General features: G+C 64.3%; 22 protein-coding genes. 11 read left to right on the top strand and 11 right to left on the bottom strand.

Annotation, left to right across the window (positions count from 1 at the left end):
• The first annotated feature begins 118 nt into the window (after window positions 1-118).
• A complete protein-coding gene (mpl, locus tag AC097R_RS05135; protein WP_479596528.1) occupies window positions 119-1,597 on the top strand; it encodes a UDP-N-acetylmuramate:L-alanyl-gamma-D-glutamyl-meso-diaminopimelate ligase in 1,479 nt (492 codons plus the stop codon).
• A gap of 151 nt (window positions 1,598-1,748) precedes the next feature.
• Window positions 1,749-2,234, top strand: coding sequence for a hypothetical protein (locus AC097R_RS05130; protein ID WP_479596527.1), 486 nt, complete (start codon window positions 1,749-1,751; stop codon window positions 2,232-2,234).
• 7 nt (window positions 2,235-2,241) lie between these two features.
• On the opposite strand, the gene AC097R_RS05125 is transcribed toward AC097R_RS05130, so the two are convergent.
• From AC097R_RS05125 to rodA, 4 genes are all read right to left on the bottom strand, one after another.
• The gene (locus AC097R_RS05125; RefSeq protein ID WP_479596526.1) at window positions 2,242-3,372 is read right to left on the bottom strand and encodes a 3-deoxy-7-phosphoheptulonate synthase; all 1,131 of its coding nucleotides are present in this window, start codon (window positions 3,370-3,372) and stop codon (window positions 2,242-2,244) included.
• 218 nt (window positions 3,373-3,590) lie between these two features.
• Complete coding sequence (gene tldD / locus AC097R_RS05120; protein WP_479596525.1) at window positions 3,591-5,051, bottom strand: metalloprotease TldD; 1,461 nt, start codon at window positions 5,049-5,051, stop codon at window positions 3,591-3,593.
• Window positions 5,048-5,932, bottom strand: coding sequence for an NAD(P)-dependent oxidoreductase (locus AC097R_RS05115; protein WP_479596524.1), 885 nt, complete (start codon window positions 5,930-5,932; stop codon window positions 5,048-5,050). The genes tldD and AC097R_RS05115 overlap by 4 nt, the downstream gene beginning before the upstream one ends.
• Before the next feature lies 1 nt (window position 5,933).
• Complete coding sequence (gene rodA / locus AC097R_RS05110; RefSeq protein WP_479596523.1) at window positions 5,934-7,088, bottom strand: rod shape-determining protein RodA; 1,155 nt, start codon at window positions 7,086-7,088, stop codon at window positions 5,934-5,936.
• Between the two features lie 32 nt (window positions 7,089-7,120).
• Here rodA and AC097R_RS05105 point away from each other — a divergent pair, with 32 nt between their 5' ends.
• From AC097R_RS05105 to AC097R_RS05065, 9 genes are all read left to right on the top strand, one after another.
• Window positions 7,121-7,726 (top strand): YqiA/YcfP family alpha/beta fold hydrolase, encoded by a 606-nt coding sequence (locus tag AC097R_RS05105; protein ID WP_479596522.1) that lies wholly within the window; start codon window positions 7,121-7,123, stop codon window positions 7,724-7,726.
• Between the two features lie 47 nt (window positions 7,727-7,773).
• A complete protein-coding gene (locus tag AC097R_RS05100) occupies window positions 7,774-8,208 on the top strand; it encodes a group I truncated hemoglobin (protein WP_479596521.1) in 435 nt (144 codons plus the stop codon).
• Between the two features lie 61 nt (window positions 8,209-8,269).
• Window positions 8,270-10,330, top strand: a complete 2,061-nt coding sequence (locus tag AC097R_RS05095; protein WP_479596520.1) for a ribonuclease catalytic domain-containing protein — start codon at window positions 8,270-8,272, stop codon at window positions 10,328-10,330.
• Window positions 10,327-11,187 (top strand): energy transducer TonB, encoded by an 861-nt coding sequence (locus AC097R_RS05090; RefSeq protein WP_479596519.1) that lies wholly within the window; start codon window positions 10,327-10,329, stop codon window positions 11,185-11,187. Before AC097R_RS05095 ends, AC097R_RS05090 begins: the two co-directional genes overlap by 4 nt.
• Window positions 11,184-11,915 carry a monofunctional biosynthetic peptidoglycan transglycosylase gene (gene mtgA / locus AC097R_RS05085; RefSeq protein WP_479596518.1) on the top strand — a complete coding sequence of 244 codons (732 nt, stop codon included), beginning with the start codon at window positions 11,184-11,186 and terminating at the stop codon, window positions 11,913-11,915. The genes AC097R_RS05090 and mtgA overlap by 4 nt, the downstream gene beginning before the upstream one ends.
• 295 nt (window positions 11,916-12,210) lie before the next feature.
• Window positions 12,211-12,822, top strand: coding sequence for a lysophospholipid acyltransferase family protein (locus tag AC097R_RS05080; RefSeq protein ID WP_479596517.1), 612 nt, complete (start codon window positions 12,211-12,213; stop codon window positions 12,820-12,822).
• Window positions 12,823-12,825: 3 nt separating this feature from the next.
• Window positions 12,826-13,815: a phosphatidate cytidylyltransferase gene (locus AC097R_RS05075; protein WP_479596516.1), complete on the top strand. Its 990-nt coding sequence runs from the start codon at window positions 12,826-12,828 to the stop codon at window positions 13,813-13,815.
• A gap of 40 nt (window positions 13,816-13,855) precedes the next feature.
• On the top strand, window positions 13,856-14,404 hold the full coding sequence (ruvC, locus tag AC097R_RS05070; RefSeq protein ID WP_479596515.1) for a crossover junction endodeoxyribonuclease RuvC: 549 nt from the start codon (window positions 13,856-13,858) through the stop codon (window positions 14,402-14,404).
• Between the two features lie 115 nt (window positions 14,405-14,519).
• Window positions 14,520-15,278 carry a substrate-binding periplasmic protein gene (locus AC097R_RS05065; RefSeq protein WP_479596514.1) on the top strand — a complete coding sequence of 253 codons (759 nt, stop codon included), beginning with the start codon at window positions 14,520-14,522 and terminating at the stop codon, window positions 15,276-15,278.
• Window positions 15,279-15,305: 27 nt separating this feature from the next.
• On the opposite strand, the gene AC097R_RS05060 is transcribed toward AC097R_RS05065, so the two are convergent.
• The 7 genes from AC097R_RS05060 to AC097R_RS05030 all read right to left on the bottom strand — a co-directional run bounded on the left by AC097R_RS05060 (window position 15,306) and on the right by AC097R_RS05030 (window position 21,265).
• A complete protein-coding gene (locus AC097R_RS05060) occupies window positions 15,306-15,605 on the bottom strand; it encodes a flagellar basal body protein (protein WP_477890565.1) in 300 nt (99 codons plus the stop codon).
• A 42-nt stretch (window positions 15,606-15,647) separates the two neighbouring features.
• Window positions 15,648-15,824: a hypothetical protein gene (locus AC097R_RS05055; RefSeq protein ID WP_479596513.1), complete on the bottom strand. Its 177-nt coding sequence runs from the start codon at window positions 15,822-15,824 to the stop codon at window positions 15,648-15,650.
• Between the two features lie 12 nt (window positions 15,825-15,836).
• A complete protein-coding gene (gene lpxC, locus AC097R_RS05050) occupies window positions 15,837-16,760 on the bottom strand; it encodes a UDP-3-O-acyl-N-acetylglucosamine deacetylase (RefSeq protein ID WP_479596512.1) in 924 nt (307 codons plus the stop codon).
• A 150-nt stretch (window positions 16,761-16,910) separates the two neighbouring features.
• Window positions 16,911-18,152: a cell division protein FtsZ gene (gene ftsZ / locus AC097R_RS05045; protein ID WP_479596511.1), complete on the bottom strand. Its 1,242-nt coding sequence runs from the start codon at window positions 18,150-18,152 to the stop codon at window positions 16,911-16,913.
• Between the two features lie 124 nt (window positions 18,153-18,276).
• The gene (ftsA, locus tag AC097R_RS05040; RefSeq protein ID WP_310340352.1) at window positions 18,277-19,506 is read right to left on the bottom strand and encodes a cell division protein FtsA; all 1,230 of its coding nucleotides are present in this window, start codon (window positions 19,504-19,506) and stop codon (window positions 18,277-18,279) included.
• 26 nt (window positions 19,507-19,532) lie between these two features.
• The gene (locus AC097R_RS05035; RefSeq protein ID WP_479596510.1) at window positions 19,533-20,315 is read right to left on the bottom strand and encodes a cell division protein FtsQ/DivIB; all 783 of its coding nucleotides are present in this window, start codon (window positions 20,313-20,315) and stop codon (window positions 19,533-19,535) included.
• On the bottom strand, window positions 20,312-21,265 hold the full coding sequence (locus AC097R_RS05030) for a D-alanine--D-alanine ligase (protein WP_479596509.1): 954 nt from the start codon (window positions 21,263-21,265) through the stop codon (window positions 20,312-20,314). Before AC097R_RS05030 ends, AC097R_RS05035 begins: the two co-directional genes overlap by 4 nt.
• Between the last annotated feature and the right edge of the window lie 3 nt (window positions 21,266-21,268).

The raw sequence follows: 21,268 nt of genomic DNA, 5'->3' as shown, positions 1-21,268 counted from the left end.
CAACCCTGACGTCGCACCGGGATTGCTGCAATTTTGATAGCTGCTAGCGCACAGTTGATGGGGGCTGGAGGCCCAAAGGCTGCAAAACCACCCCGTCGCCGCCACGTAAAATAGCCCCATGCATATTCATATTCTTGGTATTTGTGGCACCTTCATGGGCGGTTTGGCCGCCCTGGCCCGCGAGGCCGGTCATCGCGTCACCGGTTGCGACGCGGGCGTCTACCCCCCCATGAGCGACCAGCTGCGCGCTCTGGGTATTGAACTCATCGAAGGCTTTGGTGCCGACCAGATGGCCCTGAAACCCGACATCTTCGTCATCGGCAACGTGGTGAGCCGCGCCCACCTGGCCGACGGCACGCCCAAGTTCCCGCTGATGGAAGCGATTCTGGACGCCGGCGCGCCTTACACCAGCGGTCCGCAGTGGCTGGCCGAACATGTGCTGCAAGGCCGCCACGTGCTGGCCGTAGCCGGCACCCATGGAAAAACCACCACCACCGCCATGCTGAGTTGGATCCTCGAAAGTGCCGGACTGCAGCCGGGATTCTTGGTAGGCGGCGTACCCATGAACTTTGGCATCTCCGCCCGCCTCGGTGGCGAGGTGGCTGCGCCTCCTGCGCAGGTCAAGGAGGAGCCCGCAAAGCGGGCGGGGGACACGGAGCAGGGGGTGCAGCCACCTCGCCGCCCTCACCCCCTCTTCGTGATCGAAGCCGACGAATACGACACCGCCTTCTTCGACAAACGCAGCAAATTTGTGCACTACCGCCCGCGCACCGCCGTGCTGAACAACCTGGAGTTCGACCACGCCGACATCTTTGACAACCTGGCCGCCATCGAGCGCCAGTTCCACCACCTGGTGCGTACCGTGCCCAGCACCGGGCGCGTGGTGGTCAACGGCGTGGAAGAAAGCCTGACCCGTGTGCTCCACCAGGGCTGCTGGAGCGAAGTACGCAGCTTTGGCGCCGCGGTGAGCGACTTCACCGCCGTGGGCGAGCCGCATGACTTTGCGGTGCACTACCAGGGCAAGCCGGTCGCCCAGGTGCAATGGGCACTGGGCGGCGTGCACAACCAGCTCAACGCACTGGCCGCCATCGCCGCGGCCGACCATGTGGGCGTTAGCCCGGCCATGGCAGCCAAAGCATTGGGCACGTTCGAGAACGTGAAGCGTCGCATGGAAGTGCGCGGCGAGGTGACTTTGCACATTGGCGGCGAACCCGTCACCGTGTACGACGACTTTGCCCACCACCCCACGGCCATCCACACCACCGTCAATGGCCTGCGCCGCAAAGTGGGGGCGGCGCGCATCCTGGCCGTGTTTGAGCCACGCTCCAACACGATGAAACTGGGCGCGATGAAAGCCCAACTCCCCTGGAGCCTGGAAGAAACCGACCTGGCGTTTTGCCACAGCGGCGGTTTGGGCTGGGACGCGGCGGATGCACTGGCGCCGATGGGCGCACGGGCCGTGATCTCGGACTCCATTGACGCGCTGGCCCGCCAGGTGGTGGCGCAAGCCCAGCCTGGTGACCACATCCTGTGCATGAGCAATGGCGGCTTTGGCGGCATCCATGCCAAACTGCTGGCATTGCTACAAGAAAAGTAGCACTCTGCCCAATGGATACGGGGGCTAACCCCCGATATACCTGCCAAGCTTGGGCTTGGTGCGTGCAGGCAGCTGCTGCGACGCAACAAAAAAGCACGACCGTGCCCGCTAAGATGCACCGCAAGGACCGCCGCTTTCCAGTTTGCACACCATGCCGAACGACACCCTTTCGAAGAGCAGCACCACCCAGATCAAGACATCGCAGTTCACCCCGCACGGCGTGGTGGAACTCTGGATGGACGGGCGCCTGATGCACTACGAAGCCACCGGCCCGTTCAACACCGAACTCGTCGACTGCCTGGCCATCGCCCAGAGAGACTATTTGCTGACGATGCGCCCGCAGGGGGCCTGGGTCAGCGTGTGCACTGTGGTGGGCAATGCGATGAGCAGCCCCGACGGGGTGGCGCGCTACGCCGAGATCATGGCCGGACCCAAGCCCGACAACATGATCCCCATAGCCACCGCGTTTGTGATTGCGCCGGATGTGGAAGGCGGGCGCATCATGGCGCCGCTTTTCACCAAAATCTATGCCGACATCGGCCGCCCGTTTCAAATCTTCGAAACCATGGCCGCCGCCCAGCTCTGGGCCGCCGCCCAGCTTGAACAGGCCGACACGGGCAAGGCCGCGCCGGCCTGAGCGCGGCTTATTTCAGCGCGCGGCGGGCCTTCACGGCGGCCGACAAGACCTCCAACGACGCGATGGAATCGTCCCAGCCCAGGCAGGCGTCGGTGATGCTCTTGCCGTATTCCAGCTGGGTGGCGTCATCCTTGCCAGGCGTGAACTTCTGGGCACCGGCATTCAGGTGGCTTTCCACCATCACACCGAACACACTCTTGGACCCACCGCGGATTTGACCCGCGATGTCCTTGGCCACGTCCAGCTGCTTCTCGTGCTGCTTGCTGCTGTTGGCGTGGCTGCAATCCACCATCAGGGTCTGGGGCAGCTTGGCCTTGGCCAGGTCGGCACAGGCAGCGGCCACATTGGCTGCGTCGTAGTTAGGCGTCTTGCCACCGCGCAGGATCACGTGGCAGTCCGGGTTGCCATGGGTTTGCACAATCGCCACCTGGCCGTTTTTGTGGACCGACAGGAAGTGGTGACCACCGGCCGCCGCCTGAATCGCGTCCGTCGCAATCTTGATGTTGCCGTCGGTGCCGTTCTTGAAGCCAATGGGGGCGGAGATGCCAGATGCCAACTCACGGTGCACCTGGCTCTCAGTCGTGCGTGCGCCGATCGCGCCCCAGGAGATCAGATCGCCCAGGTACTGCGGAGAAATCACGTCCAGGAACTCGCTGCCGGCGGGCAGGCCCAGGCGGTTGATCTCGATCAGCAGCTGGCGCGCAATGCGCAGGCCTTCGTCGATGCGGAAGCTCTCGTCCAGGTAGGGGTCGTTGATCAGGCCCTTCCAGCCGACGGTGGTGCGGGGTTTTTCGAAGTACACGCGCATCACGATTTCCAGCGTGTCCTTGTACTTCTCGCGCTCGGCCTTCAGGCGGCGGGCGTAGTCCAGCGCGGCCGCGGGGTCGTGGATGGAGCAGGGGCCGATGATGACCAGCAGGCGGTCGTCCTTGCCGGCCATGATGTTCTGGATGGCACCGCGGGTGTCGGTGATCAGGGACTCCACCGGCGTGCCGCGGATGGGGAAGAAGCGGATGAGGTGCTCAGGAGGTGGCAACACGGTGATGTCCTTGATGCGTTCGTCGTCGGTCTTGCTGGTGCGGTCGGCGGAATGGGACTGGCCGTACCAATCACCGGTGGCCGTGGCTTGTGCGTTCATGGGTTGCTCCTGAGGTCAAAGTTAAAGAGAAAAAGGCATAAAAAAACCGCCGGGAGTGCCGGCGGTTTTTGGGAAGATTCAGGACGTTTCTTTTGGGTACGTTCAGATCTCTCGACCGCCGGATGTGCGTGAGAACCAAAAGTAGCTAAAAAAGAAACGTGCGGAATGCATGGGGTTCAATGTAGCACAGGTTTCTGACAAGGCCTAAACAGCACGCTTCAGGCCGTGCCGCCCACGGTCAGTCCGTCAATGCGCAGCGTGGGCTGGCCCACACCCACGGGCACGCTCTGGCCTTCTTTGCCACAGGTGCCCACGCCGCTGTCGAGCTTCATGTCGTTGCCGATGAGGGAGACGCGCTTGAGGCACTCCGGGCCGCTGCCCACGATGGTGGCGCCCTTCACAGGGTATTGGATCTTGCCGTTCTCCACCCAGTAGGCTTCCGAGGCCGAGAACACGAACTTGCCGCTGGTGATGTCGACCTGGCCACCGCCGAAGTTGACCGCGTACAAGCCCTTCTTGATGCTCTTGACGATCTCCTCGGGCTCTTTGTCGCCACCCAGCATGTAGGTGTTGGTCATGCGTGGCATGGGCACGTGGGCGTAGCTCTCTCGCCGGCCGTTGCCCGTAGGTGCCACACCCATCAGGCGCGCATTCATGCTGTCCTGGATGTAGCCCTTCAGGATGCCGTCTTCGATCAGTACGTTGCGCTGGCTGGCGTTGCCTTCGTCGTCCACGTTGAGCGAGCCGCGGCGGTCGGCGATGGTGCCGTCGTCCAGCACGGTCACGCCCTTGGCGGCCACGCGCTGGCCAATGCGGCCACTGAAGGCGCTGCTGCCCTTGCGGTTGAAGTCGCCTTCCAGCCCGTGGCCAATGGCCTCGTGCAGCAGGATGCCGGGCCAGCCCGAACCCAGCACCACGGTCATTTCGCCGGCCGGTGCGGGGCGCGCGTCCAGGTTGGTCAGTGCCGCGTGCACGGCTTGGTTCACATACTCTTCAATCTGCGCGTCGGTGAAATAGGCCAGGCCAAAACGGCCGCCACCACCGCTGGAGCCCACTTCGCGCCGGCCTTTTTGCTCGGCGATCACCGTGACCGACAGGCGCACCAGGGGGCGCACATCGGCGGCCAGCGTGCCGTCGGCCCGCGCGACCATCACCACGTCGTATTCGCTGGCCAAACCGGCCATCACCTGGATGATGCGCGGGTCTTTGGCGCGCGCCAGCTTTTCCACCTTGCCCAGCAGTTCCACCTTGGTGGTGCTGTCCAGCGTGGAGATGGGGTCTAGGCCGGCGTAGAGCTTGCGGCCACCGGCGATCTTGGTGCTTGGCGTTTTGGTCCGCTTGGACTGGGCCGCGCTGGAGATGGTGCGCACGGTGCGCGCCGCGTCCAGCAGGCTGGCTTCGGAAATGTCATCCGAGTAGGCAAACGCGGTTTTCTCGCCGCTCACCGCGCGCACGCCAACGCCCTGGTCAATGCTGAAGGAGCCGGTTTTCACAATGCCCTCTTCCAGGCTCCAACCTTCGGAGCGCGTGTACTGGAAGTACAGGTCCGCCTCATCCACTTGGTGCGCCTTGATTTCGTTCAGGGCACGGGTGAGATGGCTCTCATCCAGACCAAACGGGGTTAGCAGCAGGGACTTGGCGGTAGCCAAGCGTTCGATGGTGGGTTCGCGAGAGATCATTCGGCCATTTTAGGCCGCTGCAGAAACTCCAGCAGGGCCCCGTCATCCAGCCCTTCCAACCCTGCGGCTACTGCGGCGGCAAACACCGCACTGGCATGGGCACCCAGCGGACCGGCAAAACCGGCGTGCGCCGCGGCCTCTTGCGCCAAGCGTGTGTCCTTGGCCAGCAGCGTCATGTGGGCGCGCGGCGCCAGGTCGCCCGCAATGGCGCGGCGCATGCGGTCACTGCCAATCCAGCTCTGGCCGCTGGACTGCTCCACCACGTCCAGCGTGCGGTTCAGGTCCAGCCCCATGCGGCCGGCCAGCGCCAAGACTTCGGCCGCACCCACGAGGTTGATGCCCGCCAGCAGGTTGTTGACCAGCTTGGTGCGCGCGCCGTCGCCCACGCGCTGGCTGATGCGAAACACCGTGTTAGAGAGCGCATCGAGCAATGGCTGCACGCGCGCCGCCACGGCGTCTTCGCCCGCCACCATCAGGCTCATGCTGCCATCGCACGCCCGTGCCGGGCCGCCAGACATGGGGGCGTCGATGGTGGCAATGCCGCGTTCGGCCAGTTGGGCGGCAATGGCTTCCACGTCCTGCGGCGCGATGGTGGGGCACAGCAGCACCACATGACCCGCAGGCAGATGCGGCGCCAGACCCTCCGGGCCGAACAGCACATCCCGGGTTTGCGCAGCGTCCACCACACAGACAATAGTTGCTATGGATTTGCTAGCTGCTTGCGCACTATCGACGGGGGCTAGCGCACCAAAAGGCACCAAAGCCTGCACCTTGGCAGCATCCACGTCATGCACCCACGGCGCCCAGCCCAGGCTGCCCAGGCGCTGCGCCATGGCGCCGCCCATATTCCCAACGCCCACGATCCCAACACGGAAGGCCATGTCAGCTTTGCACCAGCCGCTTGGAGTTCGAGATCGACATCAGGATCCCCAGCGCCAGGCCCAGCGTCACCATGGCGGTGCCGCCATAGCTGATGAAGGGCAGCGGCACGCCCACCACGGGCAGGATGCCGCTGACCATGCCCATGTTCACAAAGGCGTAGGTGAAGAAGATCATGGTGGCCGCCCCTGCCAGCAGGCGCGAGAACAGCGTGGGTGCCTCCAGCGCAATGGCCAGGCCGCGCAGCACCAGGAAGATAAAGGCCGAGATCAGTGCCAGCGTGCCGATCAGGCCAAACTCTTCGGAGAAGGCCGCGAAGATGAAGTCCGTGGTGCGTTCGGGGATGAACTCCAGGTGGGTCTGCGTGCCCTTCATGAAGCCCATGCCGGTGACGCCGCCAGAGCCGATGGCAATCATGCCCTGGATGATGTGGAAACCCTTGCCCAGCGGGTCGCGCGTGGGGTCCAGCAGCGTGCAGATACGCTGCTGCTGGTAGTCGTGCAGCACGGGCCAGCGCACGCCGTCGGCGCACAGTTGCGGCTCAAAAAAGACGATGAGTACGATGCCTACCAGGGCAATAGCCACGGGCGGGATCACCAGTTTCCAGCTCATGCCGGCGAAGAAGATCACCGACAGGCCCGCGGCCAGCACCAAGAGCGCGGTGCCCAGGTCGGGCTGTTTCATGATCAGGCCCACGGGCACGGCCAGCAAAATGCCGGCCACGCCAAAGTCCAGCGGGCGCAGTTGGCCCTCGCGCTTCTGGAACCACCAAGCCAGCATCAACGGCATGGCGATCTTGAGAATCTCGCTGGGCTGGATGGTCACACCCACATTGAGCCAGCGCCGCGCGCCCTTTTTGGTGATGCCGAAGATAGCCACCGCAATCAGCAGCGCTACGCCCACGGTGTACAGCGGCACGGCCACGGCCATCAGGCGCTGCGGCGGAATCTGCGCCACCACAAACATGATGGTGGCGGCGATCAGCATGTTGCGGCCATGGTCCTCAAAGCGGGTGCCATGGTCATAGCCCGACGAGTACATGGTCAGCATGCCCGCACACGCCAGCAGGAACACGGCAAACGCCAGCGGCCCGTCAAAACCCGCAAACCAGGGCGCAATGCGGTGGCGCAGGGGGACTTTTCCGAATTGGTACGACATCCCCGAATTATCCCGCCAACTATCATGGCCCCATGGCCTCCACCCCCACGATCTTCCCCACCACCCACCTTCTTTACCTGCACGGTTTCCGCTCTTCGCCCCACTCCACCAAGGCGCGTACGCTGGCCGCCCACATGGCGGCCCACCACCCGCAGGTGCACTGGTGGTGCCCACAGCTACCGCCCTCGCCCAAAGCGGCCATGGACCTGCTGCTGAACGGCATTGCCACCTGGCCGCGTGGCACGATGGCCGTCGTGGGTTCCTCGTTGGGTGGGTTTTATGCCACCCATGTGGCTGAACACATGGGTTGCCGGGCCGCGCTGGTCAACCCCGCGGTGAACCCGGCGCGCGACCTGGCCAAGTACATCGGCGAGCAAACCAGTTGGCATGACCCCGAAGAACGCTTTTTCTTCCGGCCCGAATACGTGGACGAGCTGCGCGCCCTGACCTGCGGCCCGCTGGCCCACCCCGAGCGGTACTTGGCCTTCATCGCCAAGGGCGACGAGGTACTGGACTGGCGCGAAATGCACGCACGGTATGCGGCAGGCTCCATGCGCCTGCTGGAGGGCGGCGACCACGCGCTGAGCGACTTCGACGATCACCTGAGTGAACTACTGCGGTTTATCGGCCTGGGGTAAGCTGGCCCCACCCCGCCCCCCACCAACGCCCCCTGAAAGGACCACCCATGACATCCCCCCTTTCCCGCCTGTTGCTGGGTCTGGCCACCGTGGCCGCCCTGGCCGGTTGCGCCACCCCACCGCCGCCCAGCCTGTACACCCGCCTGGGCGGCAAGCCCGCCATTGACGCCGTGGTGTCCGAGATGATTGACCGCACCGCGGCCGACCCGGTGACCAAGCGCAGTTTTGAGGGCATCAAGCTTGTCCCGTTGAAGGCCAGCATTGCCGACCTGGTCTGCCAGGCCAGCGGTGGGCCTTGCACCTACAAGGGTGACAGCATGAAGCTGGCGCACAAGGGCCTGGGCATCAGCACGGCCGAGTTCAACGGCCTGGTGGGCCACCTGGTGGCGGTGCTGAACAAGTACAACGTGCCCGCGGCCGAGCAGAAGGAACTGCTGGGCGCGCTAGGTCCGATGGCCCCGGACATCATCGAAAAGCCCTGATTCCGGCAGATAGAGACGCCCGGCCAGAGCCGGGTCGTTTTGCGGGGACAATCAGTCCCCTATGTTTGTACTGTTTGAAGAAGCCGGAAAGTTCATGGCCGGTCGGGTGCTGTCAGAGGCCGAAGCCTCTGCACAGGTGGAGCTGGATTCCGGCAAGCGCGTCAAGGTCAAAAGCGCCAATATCCTCATCAAGTTTGAAAAGCCCGCCCCGGCGGAGCTGGTCGCGGCCGCCCAGGCCCAGGCCCAGGCCATTGAGCTGGACATGGCCTATGAGTTTTCGCCCGACGAGGAATTCGGCTTTGCCGACCTGGCCCGCGACTATTTCTCAGCCCAGGCCACGCTGACCGAGCAGGCCGGCATGCTGTTCAAGCTGTTCGACACGCCGCACTACTTCCGCCGCGCCGGCAAGGGCCGTTTCAAGAAGGCCCCCGCCGACATCATTGCGCAGGCCCTGGCCGCGATTGAGAAAAAACGCGTGGTCGCCGAACAGATCGCCCAGTGGGCGACCGACCTGGGCGCGGGCACCTGCCCCGACGCGATCAAGGAGCAGCTCTACAAGATCCTGTTCAAGCCCGACAAAAACGCGCCTGAGTACAAGGCCGTGGTCGAGGCCAGCCGCGCCACCCACACCGCGCCGCTTGAACTGCTGCAAAAGGCCGGCGCCATTGCCTCGCCCTACCAGTTCCACTGGAAGCGCTTTCTGCTGGAAAACTTCCCCAAAGGCACAGGCTTCCCGGCCATCACCGCACCGGCCATTGCCGACGAGCTGCCGCTGGCACCCGTGCAGGCCTATTCCATCGACGATTCGCAAACCACCGAGATTGACGACGCGCTGAGCGTTCAGGGCCTGGGCAGCGGTACGGTCACCATCGGCATTCACATTGCCGCACCCGGCCTGGCCGTGTTGCCCGGCAGCCCCATCGACGTGCTGGGCCGCGCGCGCCTGTCCACGGTCTACATGCCGGGCTACAAGGTCACCATGCTGCCCGACGACGTGGTGCAGACCTACACGCTGCAGGAAGGGCGCGACTGCCCGGCCCTGTCGCTGTATGTGACGCTGGACGAAGCGACGCTGGAAATCAAGAGTAGCGAGACCAAGCTGGAGCGCGTGCCGATCGCGCACAACCTGCGCCACGACCAGCTCGATGCCGTGGTCACCGAGCCCTGGCTGCTGGAACCCGCGTTTGAGCATCAAAACACGCCACAGCCCTTGCCCGCATTGCGCGAGCAGCTATCATTTTTATACCGCCTGGCGCGTGACCTGAAGGCCAAACGCGAAGTGGTGCGCGGCAAACCGGAGACCTTCAACCGGCCGGACTACAACTTCCGGCTGGTACGTGAGGCCGGTGCACAAGGCACCGAACCGCAAGGCCATGAAGAGGTGCAAATCAGCATCCGCCAACGCGGCGCGCCGCTGGACCTGATCGTGGCCGAGGCCATGATCCTGGCCAACAGCACCTGGGGCAACCTGATGGCCGAGATGGGAGTGCCCGCCATCTACCGCAGCCAGGCCAGCCTGGCACCGGGCGTGAAGGTGCGCATGGGCACCAAGGCGCTGCCACACGCGGGCATTGGCGTCAAGAGTTACGCCTGGGCCACCTCGCCGCTTCGCCGTTACACCGATCTCGTGAACCAGTGGCAGATCATGGCCTGCGCGCGCCACGGCAAGACGGCGGCACTGGTCGCACCGTTCAAGCCCAAGGACGCGGAGCTGTTTGCCATCATCTCGGCCTTTGACACCGCCTACAGCGCGTACAACGGCTACCAGGGCGCCATGGAGCGCTTCTGGACGATGCGTTATGTGCAGCAGCACGGCATCACCGAACTGGTGGCCACGGTGTTCAAGGAGAACATGGTGCGCGCCGACGATATTCCGCTGGTGCTGCCCGTGATGGGCGCGCAAGGCCTGCCGCGCAACGCCAAGGTGCGCGTGAAGCTGGGCGAGATGGACCTGATCACGCTGGACGTGCACGGCACGGTGGTGGAGCGCCTGGACGCCCCCGTGGACACCGCCGCCCCCGAAGAGGACGAAGGCGACGACGAAGAGGTGGCCGGCCCGATCGCCATTGCCGTGGATGTGAGCGACGCGCCCGAGGGCGGCAGCGATAATTCTGCTTCGTGAACCTGCGCAACATCACCACACTTCAATGGGCCCTGGGTGCATCCATCGCGGTGCACGCGGTGCTGCTGACCGTGCGCTTTGTGGACCCCGAGGCGTTCAACCGCGTCTTTGAGGACAAGCCGCTGGAAGTGATTCTGGTGAATGCCAAGAGCAACGAGAAACCTGACAAGGCCCAGGCCATCGCGCAGACCAGCATGGCCGGCGGTGGTGATGTGGAAAAAGGCAGGGCTACCAGCCCACTGCCACCGTCCGCGCTGATGGACGTGGGCGACTCACTCCAGGAAGAATCGGCCCAGAAGCTGCAAACCCTGCAGGAGCAGCAAAACCTGCTGCTCGCCCAGGTAAAAAACCAGCTGGCCGCCTTGCCCCCACCCGACCCCAGCCAGCAGGCCAACAAGGCCGAGCAGGCTGACCGCGAAGAGAAACGCAAGCAGCTGATCAAGCTGCTGGCCGAGATCGAGCGGCGCATCAACATGGAAAACGCGCGGCCCAAGAAGCGCTATGTGAGCCCCGCGGTGCGCGAAGAGGTGTACGCCGTGTACTACGACGCGCTGCGCCGCGCCATCGAAGACCGTGGCACCGAAAACTTCCCGCAAAAGGCTGGCAAAAAACTCTATGGCGAGTTGACCATGATTGTTACGGTGAACTACGACGGCCGCGTAATCGACACCGACGTCGTACAAAGCTCTGGCAACCCCACGCTGGACAAACAGGCCGAAGCCATTGCCCGCACGGCCGGGCCGTTTGGCACCTTCAGCACGCCCATGCGCCGCCAGGCGGACCAGATTCTGGTGGTGTCTCGCTTCAAGTTCACGCGCGAAGAGACGCTGGAAGCCAAGGTGTCGGCCTCGCAATGAAGCACGTGCTGCGTTGGCTGGTGTTGTGCACCGTGGCCCTGGTGGGGCTGCAGTTGTACTTTGTCGCCCGCATCGCCGCCATGGCCGTGGTAGCACCGCAAAGCACGGCGTTTGAGCGTTCCGAGGCCTGGCGCGTCACCACCGAAAAAGGCGAGCTGCGCTGGCGCCAGGAATGGGTGGACTACGCGCAGATTTCCGACAACCTCAAGCGTGCGGTCATCGCGTCGGAAGACGACGGTTTCAGCCAGCACGATGGCGTGGACTGGGAGGCGCTGGAGAAGGCCTGGGCCAAGAATGCTAAGGCCGAACAGCGCGCCGAACTGCGTGCCCCCACCGGCAAGGCCCCGGCCAAGCCGCCCAAGATCGTGGGCGGTTCCACCATCACGCAGCAGCTGGCCAAGAATCTGTTTCTATCGGGCGAGCGCACGTTGGTGCGCAAAGGCCAGGAGTTTGTGTTGACGCTGTTGCTGGAACACTTGCTGAGCAAGGAACGCATTCTGGAGATTTACCTCAACAGTGTGGAGTGGGGTGAAGGCGTGTTTGGTGCGGAGGCTGCGGCCCAGCACTACTACCGCAAGCCCGCCAGCAAGCTCAACGCTTACGAGGCCGCGCGCCTGGCGGTGATGTTGCCGCGGCCCAAGTACTTTGAGAAGGTGCCCAACTCGGGCTACCTGGCCAGCCGCGCGGGGACCATCGTGGCGCGGATGTCTGACGCGCAGCTGCCTTAGTTTCTTTCGCCCGCATCGGGGCAGGGGTGAACACCGCCGCTCGTGTCCCCCGCCCGCTTTGCGGGCTCCTCCTTGACCTCGCTTTGGTGTTCACCCCTGCCCCGCTGCTCGAGTGCCATGCTCCCTCCCTCAAACACCCGGCTCCGGCGGGTGGGGTGCTCTGCGCAGTGAGGTCAAGGAGGAGGGCCCTCACGGCCCGGGGGACACGAACGGAGCAGAGTACCCCGCCTGCCGGAGCCAGCGAGAGAGAAAACCCCACCTCAAACAGCCACAACCCCTCTGTATCATCGCCGCCATGCTAGCCAAGATGATGAGTTACTTCCTGCTCGGTTTGATCCGGGTGCTGACCGGTGCACAGGCGCGCTGGCACGGCTGCCCGCCCAAGGCCGAACAGCGCATTTATTTTGCCAACCACCAAAGCCACGCCGACCTGGTGATGATCTGGGCCGCCCTGCCGCGCGAGCTGCGCCACATCACCCGTGCCATTGCCGCCAAAGACTACTGGACCAAGACGCCGTTCAAGAAATGGCTCACCACCGAAGTGTTCAACGTCATCTACGTCTCGCGCGACCGCAGCGCTGTGGAAGACCCGCTGGAGCCGCTGATCGAAGCACTCACCAACGGTGACTCCATCATCCTGTTCCCCGAAGGCACGCGCGGCCACTTTGAAGAACCGCAGGCCTTCAAGGCCGGGCTGTACAACCTCGCCACCAAATTTCCAAACGTGGTGCTGGTGCCCGCGTGGATCAACAACGTGCAGCACGTGCTGCCCAAAGGCGAGGTAGTGCCCGTGCCGGTGCTGTGCTCGGTGACCTTTGGGGCACCCATGCAGGTGCAGGCGGACGAAGAACGCCGCGCGTTTCTGGACCGGGCCCGCAGCGCCGTGATGGCCCTGCGCGAGGTGTAAGCCATGTACTTTTATTTGAAGAACCTCACAGCCACGCAGCAGATCGGCGCGCTGTTTCTCATCGTATTCGGGCTGCTGCTGCTGTCCAGCGTGGTGGCCTTGGTGCTTTCGCTGCGCGAATACGGTGACGATGCCGCGGGCGATTTGCGCCGCAAGGAGCTGAAGAACCTGGACGGCGTGATCCGCACCAGCTGGCTCATGATGTTTGTGTTCTGGATCGGCTGGGTGGCGGGTGACTGGGTCGCGCTCACGCTGTTCGGCCTGGTGTCCTTCTTCGCGCTGCGCGAATTTTTGACGCTCTCCCCCACGCGCCGTGGCGACCACCGCAGCCTGGTGCTGGCGTTCTTCGTGGTGCTGCCCATCCAATACTGGCTGGTGGGCACCGAGCACTTTGACATGTTCGCGGTGTTCATCCCGGTCTTTGTGTTCCTGGCGCTGCCGCTGACCAGCGCGCTGGCCAACGACCCGCTGCGCTTTCTGGAGCGCAACGCCAAGCTGCAGTGGGGCATCATGGTCTGCATCTACGGCATGAGCCATGTGCCCGCGCTGCTGATGCTGAACTTCCCCCACTACAACAACAAAAACGCCTTCATGGTGTTCTTCCTGGTGCTGGTGGTGCAGACCTGCATGGCTGTGCAGCACCTGGTCTCGCGCAAGCTGCAGCGCGCGCCGGTGGCGCCCGCCATCAGCCGCAGCTTCAACTGGCCCAGCTGGTGGATTGGTATTGGCGTGGCCAGCGTGTTTGGTGCTGCATTGGCCGGCATCACGCCCTGGGTACCGGGCACCGCGTTTGCATTCAGCTTCATTGCCTGCGTGGCGGGCTCCATGGGGCACTTTGTGATGAAGGCCCTGAAGCGCGACCGCGGCATTCCGAGCTGGGGCGACGAAGGCACGGGCGTCACGGGTGCCGGCGGCCTGCTGGACCGGGTGGATGCGCTGTGCTTTGCCGCACCGGTTTTCTTTCACTCGGCCAGGTGGTATTTTGACCTCTAGCCCCCGTGGATGCTGCGCGAGCAGCTTCTGAAACCATAGCATGCGAATCCTTGGCATTGACCCCGGCCTGCGCACCACCGGCTTTGGCCTGGTGGACGTGGTGGGCGCCGACGTGCGCTACGTGGCCAGCGGCACCATCGGTACCCAGCACCTGGACACGCGCGCCCTGCCCGAGCGCCTGAAGGTGCTGTTTGACGGCATCGGCGAGGTGGTGCAGCGCTACCAGCCCACCTGCGCGTCTATTGAAATCGTGTTCGTCAACGTCAACCCGCAGTCCACGCTGCTGCTGGGCCAGGCGCGTGGCGCGCTGATCACCGCGCTCGTCACCGCCAACCTGCCGGTGGCGGAGTACACCGCGCTGCAAATGAAGCAGGCGGTGGCCGGCCATGGCCGCGCACAGAAGGACCAGATCCAGGAAATGGTGAAACGCCTGCTCGGCCTGCCCGGCCTGCCAGGGCCGGATGCGGCCGACGCGCTGGGCCTGGCCATCACCCACGCGCATGCGGGCAAGGCCATGGCGCGGCTGGCTGCGGCCGATGGCTTGGGGGGCAACGGCAAGTCGTCCTACCGCGCCGGACGCAGCCGCTAGACGACCCCACAAACCACCCGACAAACCACGCACAGCGCAACCCGGTGTTTTCGCTAAGCGCTGTGTCAGACAAGGTTTGTAAGATGCTGTTACAAATTACACGCATCTCCGTTTCATGCCGATCACTGTTCTTCGCCCGCTGCGTGCCGCCCTGACGGGCCTGCTCCTCTGCGCCCCCCTGCTCTCCCCCGCGGCCACCGACCTGGTGGCCTACACCGAGGAATGGCCGCCTTACAACTACCAGGACAACGCGCAGGTCAAAGGCATCTCGTCCGACGTGTTGCGGGCTGCCTGCGAAGTAGCGCAGCTGCACTGCAGCCTGCAGCTCGTACCCTGGGCGCGCGCCTACAAAATCGTCAGCAACACGCCGAACACCGTGCTCTACACCACTGCGCGCAAACCGGCGCGCGAGGCCCTGTTTGTGTGGGTCGGCCCCATTCTGCCGCGCGCCACCTGGATCTACACCAAGGCCGAGCACGGCCCACTGCTCAAAGAGATCAAAGACTTGGGCCCATTGCGCGTGGGCGTGGTGCGCGAAGAGGCAGCGCAGGCCGACCTGCTACAGGCAGGCGTGCCCGCGACCGCGTTGGTGGAGGAAAGCTCCAACGCGGCGGTGCTGCGCATGCTGCTGGGGGACATCGTGGACGCCATGGTCGACACCGAGATTGGCATGGCCTGGAACCTGCGGGGCCTGGGTCGCCCGGCCAGCAGCGTGAGCAAGCAGCTCAAGCTCAGTGAAGACGGGGCCTACTACTTTGCACTCAGCCTGAAGTCCGACCCAACGAAAGTGCGCAAGCTGCAAGCCGCGGTGGACAAACTCAAACGTGATGGGCGCCTGGAGGCGATTGTGCGCAACTACGAACCCAGCATGTAGCGCTGGGTTACCGCGCCGAAGCCGGTGTCAGGCCTTGGTGTCCAGCAGGGCGCCGGCCATCTTGTTGCTGGTTTTGAAGACGGCCAGGTTGGCCATGAAGCTGTGCTTGGCCTGCAGCTGCGACACCACATCGGTCTCCAGCGCATTGCCCGCGGTTTCGGCCCGGCGCACCGAGGCTGTCACGCCACCCCCCGACTGCTCGGTTTGCACCGTTTCCTGGCGTTTGAAGCCTTCGGTGGCCAGATTGGCCACGTTGTGGGCGGTGGTATCAAGCTTGGTTTGGGCCGCGTTCATGCCCGAGAGAGCAATCGAAGACAAGGAGTTCATGGGGCAATCCTTTCGCGGCAGGGCCAGAGGTGGCTGCCCCTATTATGCAACCCGCTCCAGAATCAGCACGGTAAAAAATCCCCCCGCCGCCAGCAGGGTCCATTTCAGCGTGACCCAGCCGTAGCGCTTGAAGCGCGGATGGCCGGTGCCCACATAGAAGGCAAAGCACACCGCAGCGCCCAGCAGGCACAAGAGAATTAGCCAGCGAAATAGCAGCATGCGAGCGCCTGCCTACCACGCTCGCGCAGGCTGGGCAAAGCCGGCGGGCGCCTGCTTCACGTCTTCAAAGGTCACCACTTCCCAGCACTCGGGGTGGGCCTGCAACTCGCGCAGCAGCTTGTTGTTGAGCGCGTGGCCCGAGCGGCGTGCGCTGTAGGCCGCCAACAGTGGCTTGCCAATGATGTACAGGTCGCCCATGGCGTCCAGGATCTTGTGTTTGACGAACTCGTCGTCGTAGCGCAGCCCGTCGGCGTTGAGCACCTTGTAGTCGTCCATCACGATGGCGTTGTCCAGACCGCCGCCCAGGGCCAGGCCGTTGGAGCGCATCATTTCCACGTCTTTGGTAAAGCCAAAAGTGCGCGCCCGCGCAATGTCGCGCGAGTAGGAACCCGTGCTCAGGTCAAACTCCACGCGCTGGCCGGTGGAGTCCACCGCGGGGTGGTTGAAGTCGATCTCAAAGCTCAGTTTGTAGCCGTGGTAGGGCTCAAGGCGTGCCCACTTTTCGGTGGGACCACTGCCCTCGCGCACTTCCACGGGCTTCGTCAGCCGGATAAAGCGGCGCGGCGCATTCTGCATCTCGATGCCCGCGCTTTGCAGCAGGAAGACAAAAGACGCCGCCGAGCCGTCCAGAATCGGAATCTCCTCGGCCGTGATGTCCACAAACAGGTTGTCCACCCCCAGGCCGGCGCAGGCCGACATCAGGTGTTCCACCGTGTGCACCTTGGCATTGCCGCAGGACAGCGTGGACGCCAGGCGCGTGTCGGTCACCGACTCGGCCGAGACCACAATGTCCGGCGCATTCGGCAAATCCACCCGGCGAAACACGATGCCCGTATCCGGCGCCGCCGGGCGCAGCGTGATTTCCACACGCTGGCCGCTGTGCAAGCCCACGCCTACGGCGCGGGTCAGGGATTTGAGGGTTCGTTGTTTCAGCACGGGTCTATTGTAAAAGTAGCGCAAATAACCTCCGGAGCGCGTGCCTCAGGCCAGAAACACCGTGGAACCGGCTAGGCCGGGCCACAGGTGTTGCCCCCTGCAAGGGGGAAAGCGGCCACACGCAGTGGGCAAGCCGGGGGGTGTGCCCGATCAGTCTGCCTGCTTGCGCAGGAACGCAGGGATTTCGTAGTCATCCATGCCACCGCTGGACAGCGCGTCCACCTTGGCCGCCGCTTGTGTGCGGTTGGTGCGCCACACGCTGGGGGTGGCCATGCTGCCGTAGTCGGGCTGGGCCGCGCTGGCACCTGTGCCACCCAAAGCCGTTGCCGCGCCGGAGGGCGATGCAATGGTGTTGAGCGTAGGCACATGGAACGGCACATTGTCAGTACCGGTGCGCAGCACTTGCAGCGGGGGGGCAGTACGGCGTGCGCCTTGGCGGCTCAAACCGGTGGCCACCACGGTCACGCGGATTTCTTCGCCCAGCGAATCGTCATACGCGGTACCGTAGATCACGTGCGCGTCGGGCGACGCGTAGGCACGGATGGTGTTCATCGCCAGCTTGGACTCGGACAGCTTCAGGCTGCCCTTGGCTGCGGTGATCAGCACCAGCACGCCCTTGGCACCCGACAGGTCGATGCCTTCGAGCAGTGGGCAGGCCACGGCCTGTTCGGCGGCGATGCGTGCACGGTCCGGGCCCTTGGCCACAGCGGTACCCATCATGGCCTTGCCGGGCTCACCCATCACGGTGCGCACGTCTTCAAAGTCGACGTTCACATGGCCGGGCACGTTGATGATTTCGGCAATGCCGCCCACGGCGTTTTTCAGCACGTCGTTGGCATGGGCAAAAGCTTCGTCCTGGCTCACGTCGTCGCCCAGCACTTCCAGCAGCTTTTCGTTCAGTACCACGATCAGCGAATCCACATTGGCTTCCAGCTCGGCCAGGCCGCTGTCGGCGTTGGTCATGCGGCGGCCGCCTTCGAAGTCGAATGGCTTGGTCACCACGCCCACGGTCAGGATGCCCATCTCTTTGGCCACTCGCGCAATCACGGGGGCTGCGCCGGTGCCGGTGCCGCCACCCATGCCAGCGGTGATGAAGAGCATGTGTGCGCCATGGATGGCGGTGCGGATGTCGTCTTCGGCCTGTTGGGCGGCGTCACGGCCCTTGTCGGGCTTGCTACCGGCACCCAGACCGCTGCCACCCAACTGGATGGTCTTGTGCGCGCTGCTGCGGGACAGGGCTTGCGCGTCGGTGTTGGCGCAGATGAATTCCACGCCGCCCACGGCGGTCTGGATCATGTGCTCGACCGCGTTGCCGCCGCCGCCGCCCACGCCGATGACCTTGATTTGGGTGCCTTGGTTAAACGCTTCTTCTTCGATCATTTCGATTGGCATGTTGTTACTCCTGAAAAACTATTTGAATCAATGAAAACTAATGAAAACGGGGTGGGGGTTTGGAGGTACGTGTTCATTTATGAAGGCGGACTCCCCCGTGCAAGCCAAAGTCTGTGTTTCATGGTTAGAAGTTCCCCACGAACCAGTCCTTGACGGAACCGAAAGCTGTTTTCATCGAGCCGGCTTTTTGCGCCACCTTGTAGCCACGCATGCGGGCCAGGCGGGCTTCTTCCAGCAGGCCCATGACGGTGGCAGCACGCGGCTGGGCCACCATGTCGGCCAACGCACTGTTGTATTTGGGGATGCCGCGGCGCACGGGCTTGAGGAAGATGTCCTCGCCCAGCTCGACCATGCCCGGCATGATGCAGCTGCCACCCGTGAGCACGATGCCGCTGGACAGCACTTCCTCGTAGCCCGACTCGCGCATCACCTGGTTCACCAGGCTGAAGATTTCTTCGATGCGCGGTTCGATCACACCGGCCAGCGCCTGGCGGCTCAGCATGCGCGGGCCGCGGTCACCCAAGCCGGGCACTTCCACCTGGGTCTCGGGGTCCACCAGCAATTGCTTGGCGTGGCCGCTTTCGACCTTGATGTCTTCGGCGTCCTTGGTGGGCGTGCGCAGCGCCATGGCGATGTCACTGGTGATCAGGTCACCGGCAATCGGGATCACGGCCGTGTGACGGATCGCACCGTTGGTGAAGATCGCCACGTCCGTCGTGCCCGCGCCAATGTCCACCAGCGCCACGCCCAGCTCGCGCTCGTCTTCGGTCAGTACGCTGAGGCTGCTGGCCAACGGGTTCAGCATGAGCTGCTCCACTTCCAGGCCACAGCGGCGCACGCATTTGATGATGTTCTCGGCCGCGCTTTGCGCACCGGTCACGATGTGCACCTTGGCTTCCAGGCGGATGCCGCTCATGCCGATGGGCTCGCGCACATCCTGGCCGTCGATGATGAATTCCTGCGGCTCCACCAAGAGCAGGCGCTGGTCGGTGCTGATGTTGATGGCCTTGGCGGTTTCCACCACGCGGGCCACATCGGCCTGCGTCACTTCGCGGTCTTTCACGGCCACCATGCCGCTGCTGTTGATACCGCGAATGTGGCTGCCGGTGATGCCGGTGTATACCCGCGTGATCTTGCAGTCGGCCATCAGCTCGGCTTCTTTGAGGGCCTGCTGGATGCTGGCCACCGTGGCGTCAATATTGACCACGACCCCACGCTTGAGGCCGTTGCTGGGCGCCACGCCGAAGCCCGCGAGCTTGAGTTCGCCACCGGGCATGACCTCGGCCACCACGGCCATGACCTTGGCGGTTCCGATGTCCAGCCCGACGACTAGATCCTTGTATTCTTTTGCCATAGTTGCACCTGGTACTTCTGTTGTCGCTACTTCTTGGGCGCATCCGCTGCCAGCGTGGTCACGCCGCGCAGTCGGATGGCATACCCGTTCTCATGCCGCAGGTCCGCCGACTCCACAGCCGTCAACGGCCGTGCGTAGCGGGTGGTGACCTGCGTCAAGGTTTTCAAAAATCGATCCACGCGGGCATTCACTTCGTCCGCATGGCCGCGGCCCAGCTCCAGCACCGCGCCGCTGTCCAGGCGCGCGCGCCAGCTGCCACGGCCGGTCAGCTCCAGCTGCTCCAGCGGCAATTCCATCTTGTCAAACTGCGGTGCCAGCACGCGGTACAGCGCCAACACCTCGGCACTCTGGCCCTCGGGGCCATTCAGGCGCGGCAGCACGTCCTGCTCGACCTCGCCCACGTTGGCCTCAAACACTTCGCCGTAGTTGTTGATCAGGCGCAGCTCGGGGTCGGCACCCCAATAGGCCACGGGTTGGTGCTCCTGCAGGTCCACACGCAGGCGATTGGGAAACTCGCGCCGCACCACCGCATGCCGCACCCAGGGCACGGCCTCGAACGCCGAGCGCACGCGCGCCAGGTCCACGGTGAAGAAAGTGCCATTCAGGCCCGGGGCCACGTTGGCACGCAGGGTCAGCGGGTTGTTGTGGTTCATGTCGCCGGTGACGCTGATGCCCTGCAGGTCAAACACCGGCAAGCGCGAAACCCAGCGCGCCGCGGCCACCATAGCCAGACCGGCAAACGCCAGGAACAGCACCGCAGCGGTGGTGTTCATGAGTTTGACGTCCAACGGGGTGGCCGATGCATTCATACAAAAGCCCTGGCATCAGTGGCGGTGCTTTGCAGCAGGCGCACGCACAGGTCTTCGTAGCTGATGCCGGCGGCACGCGCCGACATGGGGACCAGCGAGTGGCCAGTCATGCCGGGCGAGGTGTTGATCTCCAGCAGGTAGGGCGTGCGCGTCGTCGCGTCGATCATCACGTCGGCACGCGCCCAGCCGCGGCAACCGAGCACCTGGTAGGCCTTGCAAACCAGGGCTTGAATCGCGGCTTCTTCGCCAGCCGGCAATTCGGCAGGCACCAGGTACTGCGTCACGTCGGTGAAGTACTTGTTCTGGTAGTCGTAGTTGCCATCGGGTGCAACGATGCGGATCACGGGCAGCGCTGCGGGCGCGTCCGTCGGGCCCCAGATCGGGCAGGTGACTTCATCGCCGGCAATGAACTGTTCGCACAGCACCATGGGGTCGTGCTGCGAGGCCAGGGCATAGGCCGCATCGCACTGGTCGGCCGACATCACCTTGGTGAAGCCGATGCTGGAGCCTTCGCGCGCGGGCTTGACGATCATGGGCGCGCCCAGGGCCGCAAACGCGGCGTGCGTTTGCGCGGCGCTGGTGACCTGCTGCCAGGCCGGGGTGGACAGGCCCTCAAAGCGCCAGATGCGCTTGGTCATGACCTTGTCCATGGAGATGGCGGACGCCATGACGCCGGAGCCGGTGTAGGGGATGCCCAGCAGTTCCAGCGCGCCCTGCACCGTGCCGTCTTCGCCAAAGCGGCCGTGCAGCGCAATGAAGCAGCGCGCAAAGCCTTCGCGCTTGAGGTCGTCCAGCGGCCGCTGGGATGGATCGAACGCGTGCGCATCCACGCCCTTGGAGAGCAGGGCCTTGAGCACGCCGCCGCCGGACATGAGGGACACCTCACGCTCCGCCGAGGCACCGCCCATGAGCACCGCCACTTTTCCGAGATTCAAGTCAGTTTGAGCCATAGC

This window comes from Rhodoferax sp. ZS1R25 (genome assembly GCF_056521335.1).
Note: the sequence above shows the minus strand (reverse complement) of the source record. Positions and strands in the feature narration are given on the sequence as shown.

What these genes read in the sequence shown, in the direction of transcription:
- mpl (WP_479596528.1), top strand. Translation starts at nt 119, where the DNA reads ATGCATATTCATATTCTTGGTATTTGTGGCACCTTCATGGGCGGTTTG.
- AC097R_RS05130 (WP_479596527.1), top strand. Translation starts at nt 1,749, where the DNA reads ATGCCGAACGACACCCTTTCGAAGAGCAGCACCACCCAGATCAAGACA.
- AC097R_RS05125 (WP_479596526.1), bottom strand. Translation starts at nt 3,372, where the DNA reads ATGAACGCACAAGCCACGGCCACCGGTGATTGGTACGGCCAGTCCCAT.
- tldD (WP_479596525.1), bottom strand. Translation starts at nt 5,051, where the DNA reads ATGATCTCTCGCGAACCCACCATCGAACGCTTGGCTACCGCCAAGTCC.
- AC097R_RS05115 (WP_479596524.1), bottom strand. Translation starts at nt 5,932, where the DNA reads ATGGCCTTCCGTGTTGGGATCGTGGGCGTTGGGAATATGGGCGGCGCC.
- rodA (WP_479596523.1), bottom strand. Translation starts at nt 7,088, where the DNA reads ATGTCGTACCAATTCGGAAAAGTCCCCCTGCGCCACCGCATTGCGCCC.
- AC097R_RS05105 (WP_479596522.1), top strand. Translation starts at nt 7,121, where the DNA reads ATGGCCTCCACCCCCACGATCTTCCCCACCACCCACCTTCTTTACCTG.
- AC097R_RS05100 (WP_479596521.1), top strand. Translation starts at nt 7,774, where the DNA reads ATGACATCCCCCCTTTCCCGCCTGTTGCTGGGTCTGGCCACCGTGGCC.
- AC097R_RS05095 (WP_479596520.1), top strand. Translation starts at nt 8,270, where the DNA reads ATGTTTGTACTGTTTGAAGAAGCCGGAAAGTTCATGGCCGGTCGGGTG.
- mtgA (WP_479596518.1), top strand. Translation starts at nt 11,184, where the DNA reads ATGAAGCACGTGCTGCGTTGGCTGGTGTTGTGCACCGTGGCCCTGGTG.
- AC097R_RS05080 (WP_479596517.1), top strand. Translation starts at nt 12,211, where the DNA reads ATGCTAGCCAAGATGATGAGTTACTTCCTGCTCGGTTTGATCCGGGTG.
- AC097R_RS05075 (WP_479596516.1), top strand. Translation starts at nt 12,826, where the DNA reads ATGTACTTTTATTTGAAGAACCTCACAGCCACGCAGCAGATCGGCGCG.
- ruvC (WP_479596515.1), top strand. Translation starts at nt 13,856, where the DNA reads ATGCGAATCCTTGGCATTGACCCCGGCCTGCGCACCACCGGCTTTGGC.
- AC097R_RS05065 (WP_479596514.1), top strand. Translation starts at nt 14,520, where the DNA reads ATGCCGATCACTGTTCTTCGCCCGCTGCGTGCCGCCCTGACGGGCCTG.
- AC097R_RS05060 (WP_477890565.1), bottom strand. Translation starts at nt 15,605, where the DNA reads ATGAACTCCTTGTCTTCGATTGCTCTCTCGGGCATGAACGCGGCCCAA.
- AC097R_RS05055 (WP_479596513.1), bottom strand. Translation starts at nt 15,824, where the DNA reads ATGCTGCTATTTCGCTGGCTAATTCTCTTGTGCCTGCTGGGCGCTGCG.
- ftsZ (WP_479596511.1), bottom strand. Translation starts at nt 18,152, where the DNA reads ATGCCAATCGAAATGATCGAAGAAGAAGCGTTTAACCAAGGCACCCAA.
- ftsA (WP_310340352.1), bottom strand. Translation starts at nt 19,506, where the DNA reads ATGGCAAAAGAATACAAGGATCTAGTCGTCGGGCTGGACATCGGAACC.
- AC097R_RS05035 (WP_479596510.1), bottom strand. Translation starts at nt 20,315, where the DNA reads ATGAATGCATCGGCCACCCCGTTGGACGTCAAACTCATGAACACCACC.
- AC097R_RS05030 (WP_479596509.1), bottom strand. Translation starts at nt 21,265, where the DNA reads ATGGCTCAAACTGACTTGAATCTCGGAAAAGTGGCGGTGCTCATGGGC.